17 protein-coding genes are annotated in these 19,573 nt (G+C 44.0%); 13 read left to right on the forward strand and 4 right to left on the reverse strand.

Features of this window, described 5'->3' with window-relative positions:
- Nucleotides 1–16: 16 nt before the first annotated feature.
- Nucleotides 17–976, reverse strand: coding sequence for a glycosyltransferase family 9 protein (locus tag NPUN_RS25375; protein WP_012411316.1), 960 nt, complete (start codon nt 974–976; stop codon nt 17–19).
- A 69-nt stretch (nt 977–1,045) separates the two neighbouring features.
- Between NPUN_RS25375 and ispD the strand changes: the two genes are divergently transcribed.
- The 3 genes from ispD (at nt 1,046) to NPUN_RS25390 (ending at nt 3,082) form a co-directional block, all read left to right on the forward strand.
- Nucleotides 1,046–1,729 carry a 2-C-methyl-D-erythritol 4-phosphate cytidylyltransferase gene (ispD, locus tag NPUN_RS25380; protein WP_012411317.1) on the forward strand — a complete coding sequence of 228 codons (684 nt, stop codon included), beginning with the start codon at nt 1,046–1,048 and terminating at the stop codon, nt 1,727–1,729.
- A 165-nt stretch (nt 1,730–1,894) separates the two neighbouring features.
- Nucleotides 1,895–2,437: an SMC-Scp complex subunit ScpB gene (gene scpB / locus NPUN_RS25385; protein ID WP_012411318.1), complete on the forward strand. Its 543-nt coding sequence runs from the start codon at nt 1,895–1,897 to the stop codon at nt 2,435–2,437.
- Nucleotides 2,438–2,734: 297 nt separating this feature from the next.
- Nucleotides 2,735–3,082, forward strand: a complete 348-nt coding sequence (locus tag NPUN_RS25390) for a DUF760 domain-containing protein (RefSeq protein WP_012411319.1) — start codon at nt 2,735–2,737, stop codon at nt 3,080–3,082.
- 255 nt (nt 3,083–3,337) lie between these two features.
- Here NPUN_RS25390 and NPUN_RS25395 read toward each other — a convergent pair whose 3' ends face one another.
- Nucleotides 3,338–4,546 carry an HhoA/HhoB/HtrA family serine endopeptidase gene (locus NPUN_RS25395; RefSeq protein WP_012411320.1) on the reverse strand — a complete coding sequence of 403 codons (1,209 nt, stop codon included), beginning with the start codon at nt 4,544–4,546 and terminating at the stop codon, nt 3,338–3,340.
- A gap of 251 nt (nt 4,547–4,797) precedes the next feature.
- Between NPUN_RS25395 and NPUN_RS25400 the strand changes: the two genes are divergently transcribed.
- Nucleotides 4,798–5,691: a LysM peptidoglycan-binding domain-containing M23 family metallopeptidase gene (locus NPUN_RS25400; protein WP_012411321.1), complete on the forward strand. Its 894-nt coding sequence runs from the start codon at nt 4,798–4,800 to the stop codon at nt 5,689–5,691.
- A gap of 117 nt (nt 5,692–5,808) precedes the next feature.
- On the opposite strand, the gene NPUN_RS25405 is transcribed toward NPUN_RS25400, so the two are convergent.
- A complete protein-coding gene (locus NPUN_RS25405; RefSeq protein ID WP_012411322.1) occupies nt 5,809–6,843 on the reverse strand; it encodes a cysteine hydrolase family protein in 1,035 nt (344 codons plus the stop codon).
- 507 nt (nt 6,844–7,350) lie between these two features.
- Between NPUN_RS25405 and NPUN_RS25410 the strand changes: the two genes are divergently transcribed.
- The 3 genes from NPUN_RS25410 to NPUN_RS25420 are packed head-to-tail and all read left to right on the forward strand — an operon-like array spanning nt 7,351 to nt 11,154.
- The gene (locus NPUN_RS25410; protein WP_012411323.1) at nt 7,351–7,974 is read left to right on the forward strand and encodes a (2Fe-2S)-binding protein; all 624 of its coding nucleotides are present in this window, start codon (nt 7,351–7,353) and stop codon (nt 7,972–7,974) included.
- Nucleotides 7,961–8,944, forward strand: coding sequence for an FAD binding domain-containing protein (locus tag NPUN_RS25415; protein WP_012411324.1), 984 nt, complete (start codon nt 7,961–7,963; stop codon nt 8,942–8,944). The genes NPUN_RS25410 and NPUN_RS25415 overlap by 14 nt, the downstream gene beginning before the upstream one ends.
- Nucleotides 8,941–11,154 carry a xanthine dehydrogenase family protein molybdopterin-binding subunit gene (locus NPUN_RS25420; RefSeq protein ID WP_012411325.1) on the forward strand — a complete coding sequence of 738 codons (2,214 nt, stop codon included), beginning with the start codon at nt 8,941–8,943 and terminating at the stop codon, nt 11,152–11,154. Before NPUN_RS25415 ends, NPUN_RS25420 begins: the two co-directional genes overlap by 4 nt.
- A gap of 156 nt (nt 11,155–11,310) precedes the next feature.
- Here the strand turns inward: NPUN_RS25420 and NPUN_RS25425 are convergent, their stop codons facing one another.
- The gene (locus NPUN_RS25425; RefSeq protein ID WP_041566410.1) at nt 11,311–11,682 is read right to left on the reverse strand and encodes a hypothetical protein; all 372 of its coding nucleotides are present in this window, start codon (nt 11,680–11,682) and stop codon (nt 11,311–11,313) included.
- 654 nt (nt 11,683–12,336) lie between these two features.
- Between NPUN_RS25425 and NPUN_RS25435 the strand changes: the two genes are divergently transcribed.
- From NPUN_RS25435 to NPUN_RS25460, 6 genes are all read left to right on the forward strand, one after another.
- Entirely contained in the window at nt 12,337–12,900 is a 564-nt protein-coding gene (locus NPUN_RS25435; protein WP_012411327.1) for a type 1 glutamine amidotransferase domain-containing protein, read from the forward strand.
- Nucleotides 12,901–13,015: 115 nt separating this feature from the next.
- Nucleotides 13,016–13,726: a DUF4142 domain-containing protein gene (locus NPUN_RS25440; protein ID WP_012411328.1), complete on the forward strand. Its 711-nt coding sequence runs from the start codon at nt 13,016–13,018 to the stop codon at nt 13,724–13,726.
- Nucleotides 13,727–13,755: 29 nt separating this feature from the next.
- Nucleotides 13,756–15,075, forward strand: coding sequence for a Gfo/Idh/MocA family protein (locus tag NPUN_RS25445; protein ID WP_012411329.1), 1,320 nt, complete (start codon nt 13,756–13,758; stop codon nt 15,073–15,075).
- A 2-nt stretch (nt 15,076–15,077) separates the two neighbouring features.
- Complete coding sequence (locus NPUN_RS25450) at nt 15,078–15,263, forward strand: hypothetical protein (RefSeq protein ID WP_041565614.1); 186 nt, start codon at nt 15,078–15,080, stop codon at nt 15,261–15,263.
- Between the two features lie 428 nt (nt 15,264–15,691).
- Nucleotides 15,692–16,837, forward strand: coding sequence for an XdhC family protein (locus NPUN_RS25455; protein WP_012411330.1), 1,146 nt, complete (start codon nt 15,692–15,694; stop codon nt 16,835–16,837).
- Between the two features lie 320 nt (nt 16,838–17,157).
- Nucleotides 17,158–19,521 (forward strand): response regulator, encoded by a 2,364-nt coding sequence (locus NPUN_RS25460; protein WP_012411331.1) that lies wholly within the window; start codon nt 17,158–17,160, stop codon nt 19,519–19,521.
- The last annotated feature ends 52 nt before the right edge of the window (nt 19,522–19,573 follow it).

Below are 19,573 nucleotides of genomic sequence, written 5' to 3' on the forward strand. Positions count from 1 at the left end.
GGGGCAAACTGCTGGTTTAGCCACCCCAGATTTTCTCTAAAACTGCGTTTGGCGAAACATCCGCTGTTTTTCCCGTAGGGGATGCAATGGCCAGGAATTTATCGTTTTTCGGCAACAACTTAGCTGGATCGGTGGGCCCAAATAGGGCGATGGTATAGGTTTGGACTGCAACACTCAGTTGTAGTGCCGGACTATCAGTAGACAACATCAAATTTGCCCCGGCGATCATAGCAGTTAACTTGCCAATATCATCTGGGGCAGTCACCTTAATATCTGGAGAAGACCCCAGAAGCGATCGCACAAACTGTTCATCGCCAATTCCCTTAACAACCACCACAGGCAGGTCAGGCTGCTTGTCTTGGAAACCTTGAATAATTTGATGCCAACTTTCGACAGGGTAGATTTTATCCAGTTCTTTAGCCTGAGATAACTGGCCAGAACCGCCATGAATCAAGATATAGCCTGTTTCATGCACCCCTAAGCGTTTCTGTTCTTTTTGTGCCCACTCAATATCTGGTTTGGGTACATTTACTGCTAACTCTGGGACAGGACTATTTATTTCCAATGGTTGCAGCAAATCGTGATATGCTGCCGCCACATACTGGGATGCTTTAAATGGCACAGCGTGGGTCAGAAAAACCGAACCATTGCCTTTGTAGCCAATACGTATGGGAATTCCCGTCAACCAGAGCAAAAGACTAAGCAACCAAATTTGCTTAACAACAATGACAACATCGTATTCGCGATCGCGAATTGTTCCCACCAAGTTACCCCAATCTGCCAGACTATTACGGTCGTTAAAATCAAAGTTCAGCACCTCGTGAACTGACTTGCTCACTCGGTAGGCAGCCTTTGACCGGGGTTCAACAACGACATCTATCTGAGCGTCAGGGTAATTGCGCTTCAGGTCATCTAGAGTCGGAAAGAAGAGAATTTGGTCGCCAATTCCGCCAGGTACAAGGGCTACTACTCGCATAATATTTATTGACGCTTACTCGCTCCCTATTTTAGGGGAAAATATATAGCTTAAAGATTGAGGAATTCTGTGTATTTACTAATTCCAGCTGCGGGAATCGGAAAAAGAATGGGTAGTAACCGCAATAAACTCCTGCTGAAAGTGCGATCGCAACCAATTATTGCTTGGACTCTATTAGCCGCAGAAGCTGCCAATACAATCAGTTGGATCGGGATTATTTCTCAGCCTACCGATTGGCCAGACTTCAGAGCAATTCTCGCCGATCTCAAGCTTACTAAACCAGTGGAATTGATTCAAGGTGGCTCCACGCGTCAAGAATCTGTTTACAACGGCTTGCAGGCTTTGCCACTAGCCGCAGAACAAGTGTTGATTCACGATGGCGCTAGATGTCTCGCCACACCAGATTTATTTAACTCTTGTGCCCAAGCCATTCGCCACTGTCCCGGTTTAATTGCTGGTGTACCCGTCAAAGACACCATCAAAGTTGTTGATGAACAAGGCATAATTCAAGAAACACCCGACAGACAAAAATTGTGGGCGGCACAAACTCCCCAAGGATTTGATGTCAAGTTGTTGAAACAGTGCCACGCTGAAGGAGTCCGTCAAGGTTGGGAAGTAACTGACGATGCCGCTTTATTTGAAAAGTGCGGCATCGAAGTCCGAATTGTCGAGGGAGAGGAGACAAATTTAAAAGTGACGACTCCACAAGATTTAGCGATCGCAGAATTTATTCTCACAACTAGAGGCGTTTGAGGAATGGGGAATGGGGAATGAACTAACGTCCAATGCCCAATCCCAAATTTGAGGGCTAACAATATTTTGACAATTTACGATATAATGCCACACACTTGTTGATTATTAGTTGTCATGTACTAATGACCAATGACTAATGACCAATGACTAATGACAAATGACTAAATGATTACAGCCACAGCGACGAAGATAGAAGCAATTCTCTATTTAAAGGGTAAACCCTTGTCGCTCGGCGAAATCGCCGAGTATGCAGCGTGCGATCGCGCCGCTGTCAAAGAAGGCATAATTGAACTCATGGACAATTATGCCCACCGAGATAGCGCCCTAGAGGTAATAGAAACCCCTGATGGTTACAGTTTGCAACTACGGTCTGATTTTCAGGATCTAGTGCAAACGATGATACCAGTAGAATTGGGTGTAGGTGCATTGCGGACTTTAGCAGCGATCGCCCTCAATAGTCCAATACTCCAGAGCGACTTGATTAACTTGCGCGGTTCAGGAGTATATCAACACGTTCCAGAACTCGTAGAACTTGGTTTTATCCGCAAACGCCGAGATAGCGATTCTCGCTCCTACTCACTCCAAGTAACCCCAAAATTCCATCAGTATTTCCAAATCGAACAACTCCCACAAATACTTTCCAACAACCAAAAGGAAGAACAACTAGAACTAGAACTAGAACTAAAGGGAGTAGGGAATGGGGAATAGGGAATGGGGATGATGAGGAAGACAAGGAGGAATTATTGAATAAGTCTCTTCCTTGTCTCCCCCCTCTTCCTTGTCTCTTCTTCATGCCCAATTCCCAATTCCCACTTGCCCTGAGCGTAAAGCCTACGGCATAGCTTCGCTTAACGCGTAGCGTCTCGTAGAGAAGGCGTTCGCATAGCGTCCCGCAGGGAAGGGATTCCCAATCCCCAATCCCAATGACTTATACCCGTGGTGAATGCGCTAGCCTTGTACTATGGTTTAGAGTAGAGTTAGCAATTAAGCTAAATAAAACTGCCAATGGTGTTTAATCCTGACTTTTTAAATGACAACTCCGAGGAACACCCTAATCAACTTCTTTCCGACCACGCTGAGGAATACCCCAATCAGTTACTCAAATATCTACAACATCAGTCTCCTGATGTTCTAGCGAGGATTGCTCAATCCGCCAGCCCTGAAATTAAACAAATCATCTCGCAAAATGTCCAAGGGCTAGTAGGAATGCTCCCGGCAGAAAATTTCAACGTGCAAATTACAACAGATCGGGATAACTTAGCTGGGCTTCTAGCGTCGGCCATGATGACAGGGTATTTTCTGCGCCAGATGGAACAAAGAATGCAGTTAGAGCATTTGTCTAATGGTCAATAGTCAATAGTCAAACATTCTGGGACTATTGACCAAATAATTACTAATTCGTAATTCGTAATTCGTAATTCAAAAAGTTACATCAACCCACACTGGATTAAAAATTCAGTGGTTAACAAGACATTTGTTGAGAGTTCAAGCTTCCACTGATAACGTAGCGGTAGCAAATTCGCTTACTCCTGCAAAGAAGCAAGCTACGCACAGGATCTCTTAGAGAGCGTCTTGCAATTACGAATTATCAATTACGAATTATTTTGACTACTTCCTTTCAGGATAAGCTCCTGATTGTACTTTGAAGGTTTGAATTTTCCCGCTACGATTGACCTCGATAGCTATTATGTCCCCAACTTTGCTGGACTCTACCAGCTTTTGAACTTGGGCCGAGGTTTTGACTGGCTTACCGTTAACTTTTTGAATCACGTCTCCAGGAAGCAATCCTCCACGCTTGGCTGGGGAATCGCCTGTGACTCCTTTAATCACAATCCCAACATCCTGCTGAATGTTCAGTTGATTCTCTTGATTAATCTGCTGTTTTTTAATGGCAGAAAGGTCTGCCATTTCAACACCCAAGAAGGGATGTTCTACACGCCCTTTGGTAAAAAGTTCATTGGCAATGCGGGCGGCGGTTTCAATGGGGATCGCAAAACCGAGTCCTTGAGCATCAGCACGAATGGCAGTATTAACACCAATCACTTCGCCTTGAGCGTTTAACAAGGGTCCACCGGAATTACCAGGGTTAATTGCAGCATCAGTTTGGATAAAGCTAACTCGCTTATCTGGTACACCAACTTGAGTACTGGTGCGATCGGTAGCGCTGATAATGCCGATAGTGACAGTATTATCTAAACCCAGAGGGTTGCCAATTGCGATCGCCCACTGTCCTGGTATTAAGTTTTGCGAATTGCCCAGTTTTACAGTTGGCAAATGATTCGCTTTTATTTTCACCACTGCCACATCTGTCACAGAATCAACTCCTACCACCTTCCCCTCTAAACTTCGACCATCCTTGAGGGTGACTTGTACTGTATCTGTATCTGCTACTACATGAGCGTTAGTGAGTAATTCCCCATCCTCGCTCAAAATAAATCCCGATCCTGTACCGCGCTCAATCCGTTCTTCGGGAATTGGTTGCTCATCCTCTCCAAAAAATCGCCGCAAGAGCGGATTTTTTAACGCGTCAGAGATGGGATTGGCGACTTTGCGAGTGGCATTAATTCGCACCACAGCCGGGCCAACTTTTTGCACTGCCGTCGCAATAAAATTCACATTATCGCCTCCAGTAGCCCCAATTGCTCCATTAGGAGAATTTGGCACTACAGATTCTGGAGGCGAAGCCATTGTCACATTTCTTAACTGTTGGAATGAGGAATTTTGTAGCAGGAGATAGCGACTGCCAAACAAACCTGCACCACAGCCAAATACCAGTAAGAACAAATAAACACCTAGTTGGTTTAAAGATAACTTCATAATAATTCTGCTTAAGGACAACAATGCAGTTGCTAATTTCTAAGTGTAGTCAAGCTAACGGCAAGTGGACAGATCAATTTACGAGGAATTAAGCATTGGGAATTGGGAATTGGGAAGAGGACTTGGGGACAAGGGGAAAGACTTGTTTCAAGTTCTCACCCCTTGTCCCCTTGTCCCCCTGCTCCCCGATCTCCCCACTTCCCACACTCTCCATCTAAAATTTAAAGTTAATGCGCTCTCGATCTGTATACATGACTTTAACCTTTCGTCAACTGTTTCTCTGTAGCCTAGTTAGCGCCTTGGGCCTAGTAAGCATACTGCCAAACTTGAACAGTGCTAACGCTGCTGTAGGTGGTTGCCCGATTCCAGCCCTATCTCGCTTCCAACGCCATAAAGTTGTTCGTGGCGAAACTTTGGAGAGCATAGCGCAGCGCTACAATCTCATACCTACAACTATTATTGGCATGAATCCAGCTTTGCAGAATGGCGCGGTCGCAGCCGTTGGTAGTGTGCTTCAAATTCCTCCCTACAATGGGATTGTAGTTGAAGTACCTCGTGGTCAAACTTGGCGACAGGTAGCAGCACAATACAAAGTTCGTGCTGATAGCCTTTTTGAGGTGAATGGCTGCCAACAAGACCCCAGAATCGTGTTTGTTCCGGGGGTAAATTGGTCGCCCAATGGTGTTGTAACTAAGTCCCCTTTACCTACTGATGCAGCTACGCCAAACCGTGCATCCCTGTCTGGATATCCCTTGGCACAAGTGGCAAATGTAGGATTAGCTTATGGATGGCAAATTAATCCGGCGACAGGTGAAGTTTTCTTCCACAGTGGTGTTGACTTATTAGCACCAGTTGGGAGTAATGTGTTAGCGATCGCTCCTGGAACCGTAGCCTTTGCTAATGACCAAGGTTCTTATGGCAAGTTGGTCATCATTAACCACAGTGGCGGGCTTCAAAGCCGCTACGCCCAACTTGACAGTATCAAGGTTACTGTCGGTCAGCAAGTAAAAAAAGGAGACTTACTAGGAACAGTAGGCACTAGTGGAAAACCAACTTCCACTCAACCGCATCTCCATTTTGAAGTGCGTTCTACCTCATCTTTGGGTTGGGTAGCACAAGACCCAAAAGGTTATTTGAAGAAATGAAGAAGCGGGGAGGCAGGGGAGCAGGGGAAGCAGAGGGAGCAAGGGGGAAATAACCAATTCCCAATTCCCAATTTCCAATTCCCAATGCCCAATACCCAATACCCAATGCCCAATGCCCTATGCCCAATTCCCAAATTCGCTAGATTTTATGATGTGCATTCCTGCCTCTGCAAACCTTGCAAATGCTGCATCTGCCTGTTCTGTGTAGTCCACAATATTTGGAACAACAACGGGGGAAGTGCAATCTTCTAAGAGATAGATTTTTTGAGCGAGGGTAGCATCTACCTCTTTAATTTCTGTTAATAAATCGTCAATTGTCCAGGCGACGCAATGACTTTTAGCTTGACCACCAATAATAACAGTATCAAATTCTAAAAGTTGCTTAATCAAACGGGTGTTCTTTTGACCAAGTGGACGTTGTTCAAAATCTTCCAACACCTCTGGACGTAAGATCGAATAGTTTTCTGTTAAAGGATTTTCACCTTTGATTTCAAATTGTGTTTGGCTTTGACGAGCAATACTGTGGAAAAATATTGCCTCCTCCACCGATGAAACTAAAGCATGACCAATACCGCCCAACATAGAATGATAAGGCCAAATTGTCAGGGGATATTTACCATCTTGACTGAGTTTTCTAACGTAATGATAAGCGTGTTTTTCTAATAACTCATAATCCCCATTAGTAACACTGTTAGCAACTGCTGGGTTAACCTTCCAGATACCTTGTTCAATGTCTGCTAAAGTGATGTTAGTTGCTGCTGGAGTAGGATGTTCTCCGGCAGCATTCACCCAAAAAATAGGATGGAAGATTTGCGTTGCTGTATGGGTATCTAGAGTAGGTATAATTTTTGTAATGACTCCCAAGTTGCGATAGATAAACTCACACAATCTGACGTTATCATTCACCGCCTCATTCCCAGATTGTCCACCTACAAATAATTCAAAGTTGGGGATGCAAAAAGTATTTTGAACATCAATTAACAATAAGCAAATACGATTTTTATCTGAAGATGCTGCTTTGATGCCATGTTGTTTTACCCAAGCTTCAGCTGTTGCAGCTATTTGTTGGTAAGGTACACGCCAGACCTCTCCTACTTTATTGGGGTTAAAGTGTGGGGGAATTGGTAGTTGGGTTGTTGTTTGGGCGATCATAATTTCAGCTTTTCAATTTTATATTAGGATTTACGCACATTCATCGAATTCTTCTTTGAGCAAAGCACGATTTCGGATGTCACAGGTTGAGCAGTAATACTCTACTCAACCGTAACCTCCAATTATTGATACAGCAATAAATAACAATATTGTTAGTTCCAGAACAGGATGATAACTATAGGAATCCGCTTTGATTTTTGTATCCCTCACGGGAGCGTAGCCATATTTACTTGCGTGGGAAGGCAAGAGGCAAGAGACAATAAGCAATAGGAAAGAAGGCTTTTTGAATTGTACGGAGTTTTTTCAAAAATCAAATATGAGTCCTATATCAATGATACTTATGACATAAATCTTCTGATAGAGAGACGAGAACAAGATGAAATTGTATTCTGTTAACAATGTTATTTTGACGTAAATATTTATAAGGAAAAAATGGTTTTTATCAGAATTTAAGCCAGAAGAATTACTGAATATTATTACTCAACAAAAGCAGAATGGAGTAAAAAGATGAAGTTTCGCCTAAGACGGCGTAGATTGGGCCAATTGATGCTCGTCAGTACAGTAGCGACTACGCTCAGTAGTTTTGCAGAGAAAACTGTGGCACAAACTCCGATAAAAAGAACTACCCCCATGCTGAAAAGTTCGATATCTGAAACTATGAAGGTGACGCTACAGGTGAACGGAACAAAACATAGTTTGCAAATTGAACCGCGTGTTACCTTACTTGATGCACTTCGCGAATACATAGGGCTAACTGGTAGTAAAAAAGGTTGTGACCACGCTCAATGCGGTGCTTGTACAGTGCTGGTTGATGGACAGCGAATTAACTCCTGCCTGACTTTTGCCATCATGCACACAGATGCTGCCATTACAACTATTGAAGGTCTGGCACAAGGAGACAATCTGCACCCGATGCAAGCCGCATTTGTTGCCCGCGACGCATTTCAGTGCGGTTATTGCACACCGGGACAAATTTGTTCGGCGGTGAGTTTAGTCAACGAAGGACACGCTAAGTCAGATGACGACATTCGGGAATTGATGAGCGGTAATATCTGCCGTTGCGGTGCTTATCCAAATATCGTGGCTGCTGTCCGCGATGTCTTAGAAGGAAAAAAAGATGCAGCCGTTTAACTATCAAAAAGCGCGACAAGCGGAAAATGCCGTGGCATTGGTGGCTCCAGATGCCGAAGCCTCCTATCTTGCTGGTGGTACCAGCCTAATCGATTTGATGAAGTTGAATGTGCAAACGCCAAGAGAGTTGGTTGATATTAACCCACTCCCACTAAGCAAGATAGAAATGCAAAGTAACAATCTGCGGATTGGAGCAATGGCACGTAATAGCGATGTTGCTTATGATGCAATAATTCAAAAGCGTTACCCTGTGCTGTCAGAAGCGTTGTTGTCTGGAGCATCACCGCAACTGCGAAACATGGCAACAGTGGGCGGAAATTTGCTACAACGTACCCGGTGTTACTACTTCCGCGATACTTCCATGCCCTGCAATAAGCGCGTTCCTGGTTCCGGTTGTGCGGCAATTGAGGGTTATAATCGGATTCATGCAATTCTCGGCGGTAGCGATCGCTGTATTGCCACTCATCCTTCTGATATGGCGGTGGCAATGGTGGCACTTGATGCGGTTGTGCAAACACGAGGGCCGAATGGAGAGCGGAGTATTCCCCTTGTAGATTTTCATCTTGTCCCTGGCGAGACACCAGAACGGGAAACAGTTTTACAACATGGAGAGTTGATTGTTGCCGTTGACTTACCTGCTTCACCCAATGCAGCCCGATCGCACTATTTAAAAGTTCGCGATCGCGCCTCTTATGCTTTTGCAATGGTATCAGTGGCGGCGGCGCTAGATATTCAAAATGGGATCATTCGCTCGGCTCGCATTGCCCTTGGTGGGGTAGGGACAAAACCGTGGCGTGCCTACGATGCAGAAAAAGCGCTTTTGAATAAACCAGCAAACCAAGCAGCATTTCAAGCAGCAGCAAATACTGCCGTTGCTGGAGCTAAACCTCAAAAATACAACGGGTTTAAAGTCGAACTGGCTAAACGCACCATTGTTAAGGCGCTGACAACAGTAGGAGGGATGGCATGAATGCAAGTGATACAAATATAGTTGTCGGCAAACCACTCAACCGAGTTGATGGTTATCTTAAGGTGACAGGTGAAGCACGCTATGCAGCAGAGTTTCCAGTTGCAAAAATGACTTATGGAGTCACAATTCAAAGTGCGATCGCTAAAGGGAAGATTGCCCAAATCGATACAAAGGCGGCGGAGCAAGTACCGGGTGTATTAGCAGTTATTACCCACCTCAACGCGCCCAAAGCTGATGGAGAAAAGGGCGGCGGTCATAAGGTGCAAGTGTTACAAGATAACACTGTACTGTATAGCGGTCAGCATATTGGTGTCGTCGTTGCCGATACCTTTGAACGAGCGATGTATGCTGCCTCACTCGTACAAGTTCGCTATGACGAAGAGAAACCCACCATCAATATGCGGGAGAATCTCGCTAAAGCATACTTTCCTAAAGGTAAAATCCCTAGAGAGGAATCGCCTGATTCATCTCACGGCAATGTCAAACAGGGACTAGCGAATGCTGCTGTGCGCGTCGAGCAAACCTATACCACTCCAGTGGAAAATCACAATCCGATGGAGCCTCATGCCACAACAGCAGTTTGGCAAGGCGATCAATTGCTGTTGTATGACGCAACTCAGGGAATTTTTTCGACTCAACAAAAAGTTGCGGAGGTATTAGGAATTGAGCCTGAGAAAGTCCGCATTATGTCTTACTTTGTGGGCGGTGGCTTTGGTTGCAAAGGGTCGGCTTGGTCGCACGTACCACTAGCAGCGATCGCAGCACGGCAGGTAAATCGCCCAGTCAAATTAGTTCTGGGACGGATACAAATGTATGGGCCTGTCGGCTTCCGACCAGAGACAATTCAACAAGTTTCTTTGGGTGCTACCCGCGAAGGAAAATTAACTGCACTCCGACACACTGGCACTTCACAGACTTCAACTTTTGATGAATTCATTGAACCTGTTGGTAAAAGTGCCCGCATGATTTACGCTTGCCCGAATATCGAAACTAGCCATCGTCTGGTTCAGCTAGATCAGGGAACACCAACCTATATGCGGGCCCCAGGTGAAGCTTCTGGATCGTTCGCCTTAGAGTCGGCAATGGACGAACTCGCTTATGCACTCAATATCGATCCGGTGGAACTGCGTCTGCGTAACCATGCTGATGTCGATCCTAGTAAAGGACTGCCTTGGTCGAGCAAGTCACTCATCCAGTGCTACAAGACAGGAGCAGAAAAATTTGGCTGGCAAAAGCGCAATCCTCAACCCCGTTCGATGCGAGACGGCAATTATTTGATTGGTTGGGGTATGGCAACAGCTACTTATCCTACCAATCGTTCTCCAGCATCAGCGATCGCTAAGATTATGGCAGACGGTACAGCTGTAGTGCAAAGTGGTTCTCAAGATATTGGTACAGGCACTTATACTGTCATGACTCAAGTTGCAGCTGAGGCGCTTGGTCTAGCAGTTGAGAAAGTTCGCTTTGAACTAGGCGATACTAAGATGCCAAAAACTCCCGTTTCCGGTGGTTCGCAAACCGCCGCTAGTGTGAGTTCGGCTGTACATTTAGCGGGCAATCAAGCTCGCAGTAAGCTTTTGCAACTAGCACTTGCCGATGAAAAATCACCGCTTTATAGTTCAAATGCTGAAGATGTGATTGCCCAAAATGGCAGCTTTTTCTTAAAAAATAAATCGTCTGTAAGCGAAACATATCAGGCAATCTTGGCACGGCATGGAATGAAAACGATCGAAGCACGTGCAGATGCCAAGCTTGGGGACGAGCAAAAGAAGTTTTCAATGCACGCATTTGGATCGCAATTTGCCGAAGTCCGCGTTAACCCTGATTCCGGCGAAGTGCGAGTAACGCGCTGGGTGGGAAGCTTTGGTGTTGGACGTATCCTCAACGCCAAAACAGCCAACAGTCAACTCATCGGTGGGATTGTCTACGGTATCGGGATGGCACTGATGGAACATACGATTATAGACCCGAATCTAGGACGCGTTGTCAACCATGATTTAGCTGAATATCACGTACCAGTAAATGCAGACGTTCCTGATATTGAGGTGTTGTTTGTCGATGAACACGATCCACATATCAACCCGCTTGGTGTCAAGGGGATTGGGGAAATTGGCATTACCGGTACTGCTGCGGCGATCGCTAACGCTGTTTATCATGCCACAGGTAAGCGCGTTCGTGATTTGCCAATTACATTAGATAAATTGTTGTAGTCATTTGTCATTAGGCATTGGGAATTGGGAATTGGGCATAAGGAAGAGACTTATTCAATAATTCTCCCTTGTCCCCCTTGTCTTCCTTGTCTCCCTCATCTCCCTCTGCCCCCTGCCTCCCCTGCTCCCCTGCTCCCCCTGTCCTCCATCGAGCGGTTACGCCATCGCAACGGCCTTTTTACGAGAAGGACGTTTGCGGTCTGATTTTTTCTTCAGTCCCACCGCTTGGGCTTGATCGCTATCTGAGCCATATTGCCCGCGCACAACTTCTTTCATCGCTAATACAGCATTATGAAATTCCCATTCTGCTAATCGGGCAGCATCAGCAGCAGCCCGGTACAAAGCTAGTTTCTCTGTTTCGGCTTGTTGAGAAATCAACATCGCCTGATAAACTTCCTGTAACTTTGTTGATGAGGCATCAACACGGGTTGTATTGTAAGTGCTGACGGTTTGCAAACCGTGGAATGAACTAATATCTTGACTAATGGTTTGAGGACGCAAACGGCGTGTTGTATCTTGGATAGTCATAGATGTATAAGTACTATAGTCTACATTTAATGTACCCATTACAACTCAAAAGCTATCAGTAAGATAAATTTAAATAGATATTTGGTGAACAATGATGTAGAGACGCAAAAGCGCGTAGCGGGGCGTTAGCGTAGCCCAGCCCAGTCCAATTTCGCGTTTTTACATTGCATTGTGAATGTATCAATTTGCATTGTAAATGTATCGGCTTGCATTGTGAATGCATCAGTTTGCATTGTAAATGCATCGGTTTGCATTGTGAATGCATCGGTTTGCATTATGAATTCATCGCCTTGCATTATGAACGCATTGGCTTGCATTGTGAATGCGTCTTACGGAGTAAGTTCTAAAACACACCTTAGTTAGATTCTCTATGCCAAATTGTCGTGATACATTTGGCTTATTCCTGTTATTGCTTGTAGGAGACAATTATAGAGATTGGTAAACACAATTTTTAATAAACTGCTTCCGCTTCGAGACTAGAGTAAAACGACACTACAGCAATGAATCCAGCTTATCTGGGTTAAATATTAATACTATGCTTAACTGTTTTTTAAGCAAGAAAAGGCATTGGCATTCATCAAAAGTTTGAAGTTAGAAGCAAAGGAAAATGTTGAATTATAACTGCAAATTATTGAAGCAAACCTGGAGACGATCGTGACTAAATTAACAAATTTACGAGTTGCAGTATTAGCAACCGATGGGTTTGAAGAAGCTGAACTTACAGAACCCGTAAAAGCACTCAAAGAAGCTGGCGCACAAGTTGAAATTCTCTCAACCAAATCTGGACAAATCCAAGCGTTTCGGCATCATGACAAAAGCATAACTGTAAATGTCGATCGGGTTCTCGATCGAGCAGAAGCAAGCGAATACGATGCAGTGTTGTTACCTGGTGGCGCACTCAATGCCGATACGCTAAGAATGGGGCCGAAAGTACAATCTTTCTTACAGCAAATACAACAAGCAGGTAAACCATTCGCCGTTATTTGCCACGCAGCTTGGGAATTGATATCTGCCAACTTGGTGCAAGGACGCACTTTAACCAGCTATTACACAATTCAAGATGACATCCGTAACGCAGGCGGTAACTGGATAGATAAAGAAGTTGTAGTAGATGGAAATTGGGTAACAAGTCGTCAACCAGATGATATCCCGGCATTCAATCAGGAAATGTTGAATCTGTTTGCACAATTTGCACCAACGGCATCCGGCTCACATTAATCGGTTGTCTGGCTCCTGATTTTAACTCGTCATTACATTAGCGATCGCACCCAACTATCCGATCGCGACAGTTTTGCATTTCAAAATACACTTTTATTTAAGGAAAGCCTTGATTATGTCCAACTTCAAAATATTTTCTACTGGTTTAGCAGCGATCGCTTTATCTGTCGCAACTGGTTGCACACCAACTACTCCCCGCGACCAGAATACATCGGAAGTTCCATCTGCTCAGTCTGTGCAAGCAACTGAGAGCCCATCTCCAACTGCTTCCCCAACTGTTTCACCAACTACATCAGGTCAAAATAATCTTAGTTCTTCAGACAGACAATTTATCACTGAAGCGGCTCAAGATGGTTTAGCAGAAGTCCAATTAGGACAACTTGCATCACAACGTGGAAAGAGCGATGTAGTCAAACAATATGGACAGCGTATGGTTCAAGATCATACCCAGGCCAACGCGCAACTCAAACAGTTGGCAGCTCAAAAAGGTGTCACGCTGCCAACTACTATCGGCAGCAATAATCAGCAAATCAAGCAACGTTTATCTAGGCTTTCTGGTAGTAACTTCGATCGCCAATATCTGAATCAGATGCTTCAAGCTCATGAAAAGGATGTCGCGGCATTTCAAACTGAAGCTGAACAGGGACAAGATCCAGATGTGAAGGCATTTGCGGCTCAAACGCTACCAACCCTCCAACAACACTTGGAAGAGGTTCGTTCCATTGTTAATCCTGGTGGAACTTCAAATAGTACCCCAACTAGCAGCCCAACTAGCAGTCCAACTAGCAGTCCAACTAGCAGCCCAACTCCAACCAGCACCCCATAAATCCCAAATTTCATCATTAAAAAACCACAATGTCTGAATTGTTTAAAGGAGAGTTTTCTCGTCGTCAGATTCTAACAACTGCTGGATTAGGAGCCATTTCAGCCGCCGCCCTTGGTAGTATGAACGAAGAGGTTGCAGCCCAACAACCGACTGGGCAAGCTACCCCACATGGAGGTTCCTTACCGCCTCAGATTAAATTTGCGCCGATTTCAGAAAAGACTGAGGTAGATACAGGCGGGCCTCCAACAGCATTACCTCCAGAGCGACGTTTGGGATTTGCGATCGTTGGACTGGGCAGACTGGCGTTAGAAGAAATCATGCCTGCATTTGCAGAATGTAAACTAGCAAAGCCAACTGCATTAGTTAGTGGTGATGCTGCCAAAGCAAATCAAGTTGCCCAGCAGTATGGCATTAAACCGCAGAATGTTTACAATTATCAGAATTACGACAATCTCCGCAATAATTCAGACGTTGATGTTATCTATATAGTGCTGCCCAACAGTATGCACCGGGAATATACGGTGCGTGGTGCTAAAGCCGGTAAGCATATTTTGTGTGAAAAGCCAATGGCGACTACGGTAGAAGATTGTCAACAGATGATCGATGCGTGCAAACAAAGCGATCGCAAGTTGATGATTGCCTATCGCTGCCAATATGAGCCGCACCATCGCGCCATGATTCAGATGATCCGCAGCAAAGAATTAGGAACTCTGAAGGTGATTCAGGCAGATAATGGACAAAACCAGGGCGGGGATTTAAACCAGTGGCGATTAAAACGCGCTTTAGCTGGAGGTGGATCTTTACCAGATGTAGGAATCTATTGCCTGAATGCAACTCGCTATTTGACGGGAGAAGAACCGATCGCAATTAGCGCCCAAACCTTCAGCACTCCTGGCGATCCACGCTTCAAAGAGGTGGAAGAAAGTGTTACTTTTCAACTGCGGTTTCCTAGTGGAGTGCTAGGGATTTGCTCTACTAGCTATGGCTTTCACGAAGGGCGGCGGTTTCGTGTCTTTGGCTCTGATGCTTGGGGACAACTCGATCCGGCGTTCTCTTACAACGGTTTGCGAATGATGATTTCGCGCAAATCACCAACCAATAGTATGGCAGAAAACATCAGCGAAGTGCGGATAGGTGAAAAAAACCAGTTCGCCTTAGAAATGGATCATATTGCAGATTGTGTGATTCAGAATAAACAACCCCACACACCAGGGGAAGAAGGTTTGCAAGACCAAAAACTAATAACATTGATTTACGAAGCCGCACAAACAGGCAAAACAATCTCTCTACCTCGTGTATCATCAGGACTGGATGCCACTCGTGGCCCCGCTCCTAGAATGCTTCATTAAAGTTGAAGCGTTTTTTAAATGCAGAGAGACATATTGGCATTGCAAAGGGACGCATTGGCATTGCAGAGGAACGCATTGGCATTGCAGAGGGACGCATTGGTATTGCAGAGGGACGCATTGACATTACAGAGGTACGCATTAACATTACAAAGGGACGCATTGGCATTGCAGAGGAACGCATTAATTGAACTTAGTACAACATTTCATTAATTTGTAGCTAATTTATTGCGTTTACTTTTGCGCTCCTCTGCATTTATACCAATTCTCTATGAAGATGCACATAACAAGACCCCCCTGTAGTCCCCCCTTGGCAAGGGGGGACGGCGACAGCTGGGGGTAAATATATGCAGCTTCACAAAGAAACGGTATTAAATAAAATTAAACCTTTAACCAGTTCGTTAAAAAAATTGACTTTCACAAATAGTTATAGATCAACAAAGTTCAGTGAGCGTCAAAAACCACCGAAAATGTTGGGTTTCGTTCCTCAACCCAATCTACGATTATCCTTCAATGAAGCGTATTGAGTTATAGCCTTAACTAAACTTTATTAGTTTTCATTGTCACTATAATATCTTCAAGCTTCAAAACTACTATAAATAGAAAAATAAGCAATCAAATGAATGAATTACAAGCAATTTTAGAAGGCTTTGAATCCAGTCAAGAAAGTGGTGAAATCACTTTTCTTGCAACTGTAGTTAAAACTCAAGGTTCAACCTATCGCCGACCTGGTGCTAAAATGTTTATGACAAATACAGGTCGGACGATTGGAACAATCAGTGCTGGTTGCTTAGAGAATGACGTATTTGAGTATACTCAGCAACGAATGTCAGACGGCAAACCAATTCTTGTTACTTACGATCGCACCGCCTCTGAAGATATTCTTTGGGGTTTTGGTTTAGGGTGCAATGGGGTAGTACAAGTTCTCATCGAACGGCTTGAGAGAAAAAGCATACCCAATGCGATCGCTTTTACACAAGAGTGCTTTCATAAAAAACATTTGGGTATTATTGCTACAGTCTTTGCTTTTGAAGGCGAGGTAGATGTGGAACTTGGGTCGCGCTTACTGCTCTATCCAAATGGTAAAATTGTCACTGACATTAAAGATCAATATTTAATTCAATCTCTGAGCGCAGATACTCAAGCGGCCTTTGTTAATCAAAAGCCAAGCGTCAACAACTATCAGTTACCTTTCGGCAGTGCAGAAGTTTTCATCGAAGTCATTCAACCACCCACACCTTTAGTAATATTTGGTGCAGGTTATGGCGCTGTACCCATAGCAAAGTTTGCTCAAGCATTAGGTTGGGATGTTACTGTAGTTGATTGTCGAGCTAATGACACAACTAGAGCGCGATTTCCTTTAGCTTGTGATGTGATCCTTAGCAATCGATACATTATACATAAACAGATTTTTATAGATGTTCAAACAATAGCTGTAGTGATGACGCATAATTATCTTGACGATCTAGAAATTTTAAAGATGATGCTACCATCGCCTGCACGTTATATTGGCGTTTTAGGAACAAAGTATCGCACAGAAAGATTGCTGGAAGATTTATCCATCAAAGGGATAGTTCCTACTAGTGAACAATTAAATAGATTGTATAGTCCTGTTGGTATTGATATCGGTGCAGAGACACCAGAAGAAATAGCGATCGCCATCATTGCAGAAATTCAAGCAGTGCTGAAAAACCGCAATAGTAATTTTTTAAAAAATCGTAATCAACCAATTCATAAAAGTTATCAAGACAATTTTAATTTGTGACTAGCTACATAGTGCTTATCTGTTATGATATTCACCCATAAGCAATATAGAAACTGAAACATCAAGCATAGCTATTATTCTTGTGGCGGGTACAGCAAAAAACCTGTTGCTTGATTAATGATGTCGTTTTTTGCATCACATTGCAGAAATTGCGATTGTCGCTTCAGTTTGTAACCTGTGGTAATCGAATGTCCTTGAAGTTAATTTTTCGATTGCTTGATGTTCATCATGATGTATTTACTGCTTATAAAGCCAATTTGGTCTACATTTTTGTTTAAGTCCCAATAGGATTTCTATATGCAAAAAAAGGTAGTGTTGCGATGAGAATCTTGCTGATCGAAGATGATGAAGTTTTAGCGAGTGTTTTGTTGCAGTCTCTTACCCAACAACACTATGCTGTTGAAATAGCAGAAGATGGACAAATTGGTTGGGAATATGCCCAAGCTACGAACTACGACCTGATATTAACAGATGTGGTACTGCCGAAGCTGGATGGTATTACTTTATGCCAGCGCTTACGTTCTAATGGCTGTTCCACTCCTATTTTATTGATCACAGCAAAAGATGAAACTAGCGATCGCATTCGTGGACTTGATGCTGGTGCAGATGATTATCTAATTAAACCTTTAAATTTAAGAGAACTTCAAGCAAGAGTACGCGCTTTGCTACGTCGCGGCGATACTCCCCGTCCTCCAGTGCTAGAAGTTGGAGCATTGCGTTTAGATCCAAGTATTTGCGAGGTAACATACGACAATCAAGTTCTGGATTTGACACCTAAAGAATATAGTCTGCTGGAAATATTACTGCGGAATCCATTGCGGGTTTTTAGTCGGGGAGATATTATCGAACATCTCTGGACTTTTGACGATCCACCCCAAGAGGAAACCGTGAAGTCTCATATTAAGGGGTTACGACACAAGTTGAAAGTAGTTGGAGCCGTAGACTGGATTGAAAACGTTTATGGTTTGGGATATCGCTTAAAATCCCAAAAAACTACTAGTAGTGGAAATAGCAAAAAAGAAATAACTCAAAAAAATCCAGTTCAAAATTCTTCCACAACCGATACCTCTCCATCCGTTGAACAGCAGTTTAAGCAAGCAATGAATGGGCTGTGGAGTCAATACCAGGGGTTAATGACACAACGAATGGAGGTATTGCAACAAGCAGCAGCAGAACTCTCTAGCGGCACACTAACTATAAAATTACGTAATTCGGCTGAACGGGAAGCGCATAAGCTAGCTGGTGTTTTGGGAATGTTTGAGCAAGAAACAGGAACTCAAATAGCACGGAAAATTGAACAGATTTTAGCCAAAGATGGAGAGTTATTGGCAGCCCAAAAACGCCGACTGATATCGCTGATACAAGAGTTAGGCGAATTGTTAAACTTAATGGCACAAAAGCTAGTAGATAAAACTGCTACCTCGATTGAGGAAGAGATAAGTTCTAAGTTACTGCTGATTGACCCTGATTTACAACTGGGTTCACAGTTGCAACAAGTAGCATATTCTATGGGAATGCGTTGGCAGCAAATAACAACGTTAGAAGCTGCAAAAAACTTCTTGCAAACCACATCACCAGATTTAGTAGTGCTAAATGTAGATGAGATAGGGCAGCGAGAGGAAACTTTAGCATTGATGGTGGACTTAGCAACACACACCCCTCCTATACCTGTTCTGGCGCTTGCTGTTAACGATCGACTAGTAGATCGTGTAACTTTGGCTCAGTCTGGGGCGCGGGGTTTTCTCCTCAAGCCTGTCGCTGCAAGTCAAGTTTGGGAAACTGCCTCACAAATCTTACAGTTTACCCGTTCTTTAAAAGTAAATGTATTAGTCGTTGATGATGACCCGCTTATTTTAGCCGCACTAGGCCCAATGTTAGAACCTTGGGGAATGCGAATCACCGGATTGGACGATCCCCTACGTTTCTGGGAAGTATTACAATCTACTGCACCAGATTTGTTGATTTTGGATGTGGAAATGCCTCACATCAGTGGTATAGAACTTTGCCAGGCAGTTCGCACAGATCCGCAATGGCAGGAATTGCCAATTGTATTTCTGACGGCTCACCGAGAGATGGAAACGGTGCAGCAGGTGTTTGCTGCTGGGGGAGATGATTATGTGGTTAAACCTGTTGTGGGGGCAGAATTGCTGGCCAGGATTACCCATCGCTTAGAACGCAGCCGCCTACTACAGTCGCTCTCTACCAAAGATCCCTTAACGGGACTGGCAAATCAATTTCAGTCTAGCCGCGACTTACAGCGCCTGATTGCTCAAGCCGAAAAAAATCAGCGATCGCTTTGCTTGGTGATATTGCATATCAGCGATTTACGCCAAATTAATATCCAGTACGGCCATGAGGCTGGTAATCAAGTATTACAACGATGGAGTCGGCTATTTCAATCAGCATTTTGCAGTGGTGAAATATTGGGCTATTGGGGGAACGGAGAATTTGTGGTGGGAATTTCTGGGTTTACTGAAACAGAAGTGACAGTAGACACAGAGCAGCTTGTCGTCAAACATCGCCTCAATGAAATTTTAATTAAGCTTCGCCAGCAAGTATTTACAGCTTCAAATGGCGATCGCTTCCAGGTAACTTGTAACTTTGCTGTGGTTGAGTATCCTAATGATGGACTAAACTTACAATCTTTATACCAAGTTGCTAATTCTATGTTGAAGCAGAGCTAAAAGGCAATAGGAAAGAAGGCTTTTTGAGTATTGGGTAAAGGATGTATTCAAA

Source organism: Nostoc punctiforme PCC 73102, from assembly GCF_000020025.1.
Taxonomy (GTDB): Bacteria; Cyanobacteriota; Cyanobacteriia; order Cyanobacteriales; family Nostocaceae; genus Nostoc; species Nostoc punctiforme.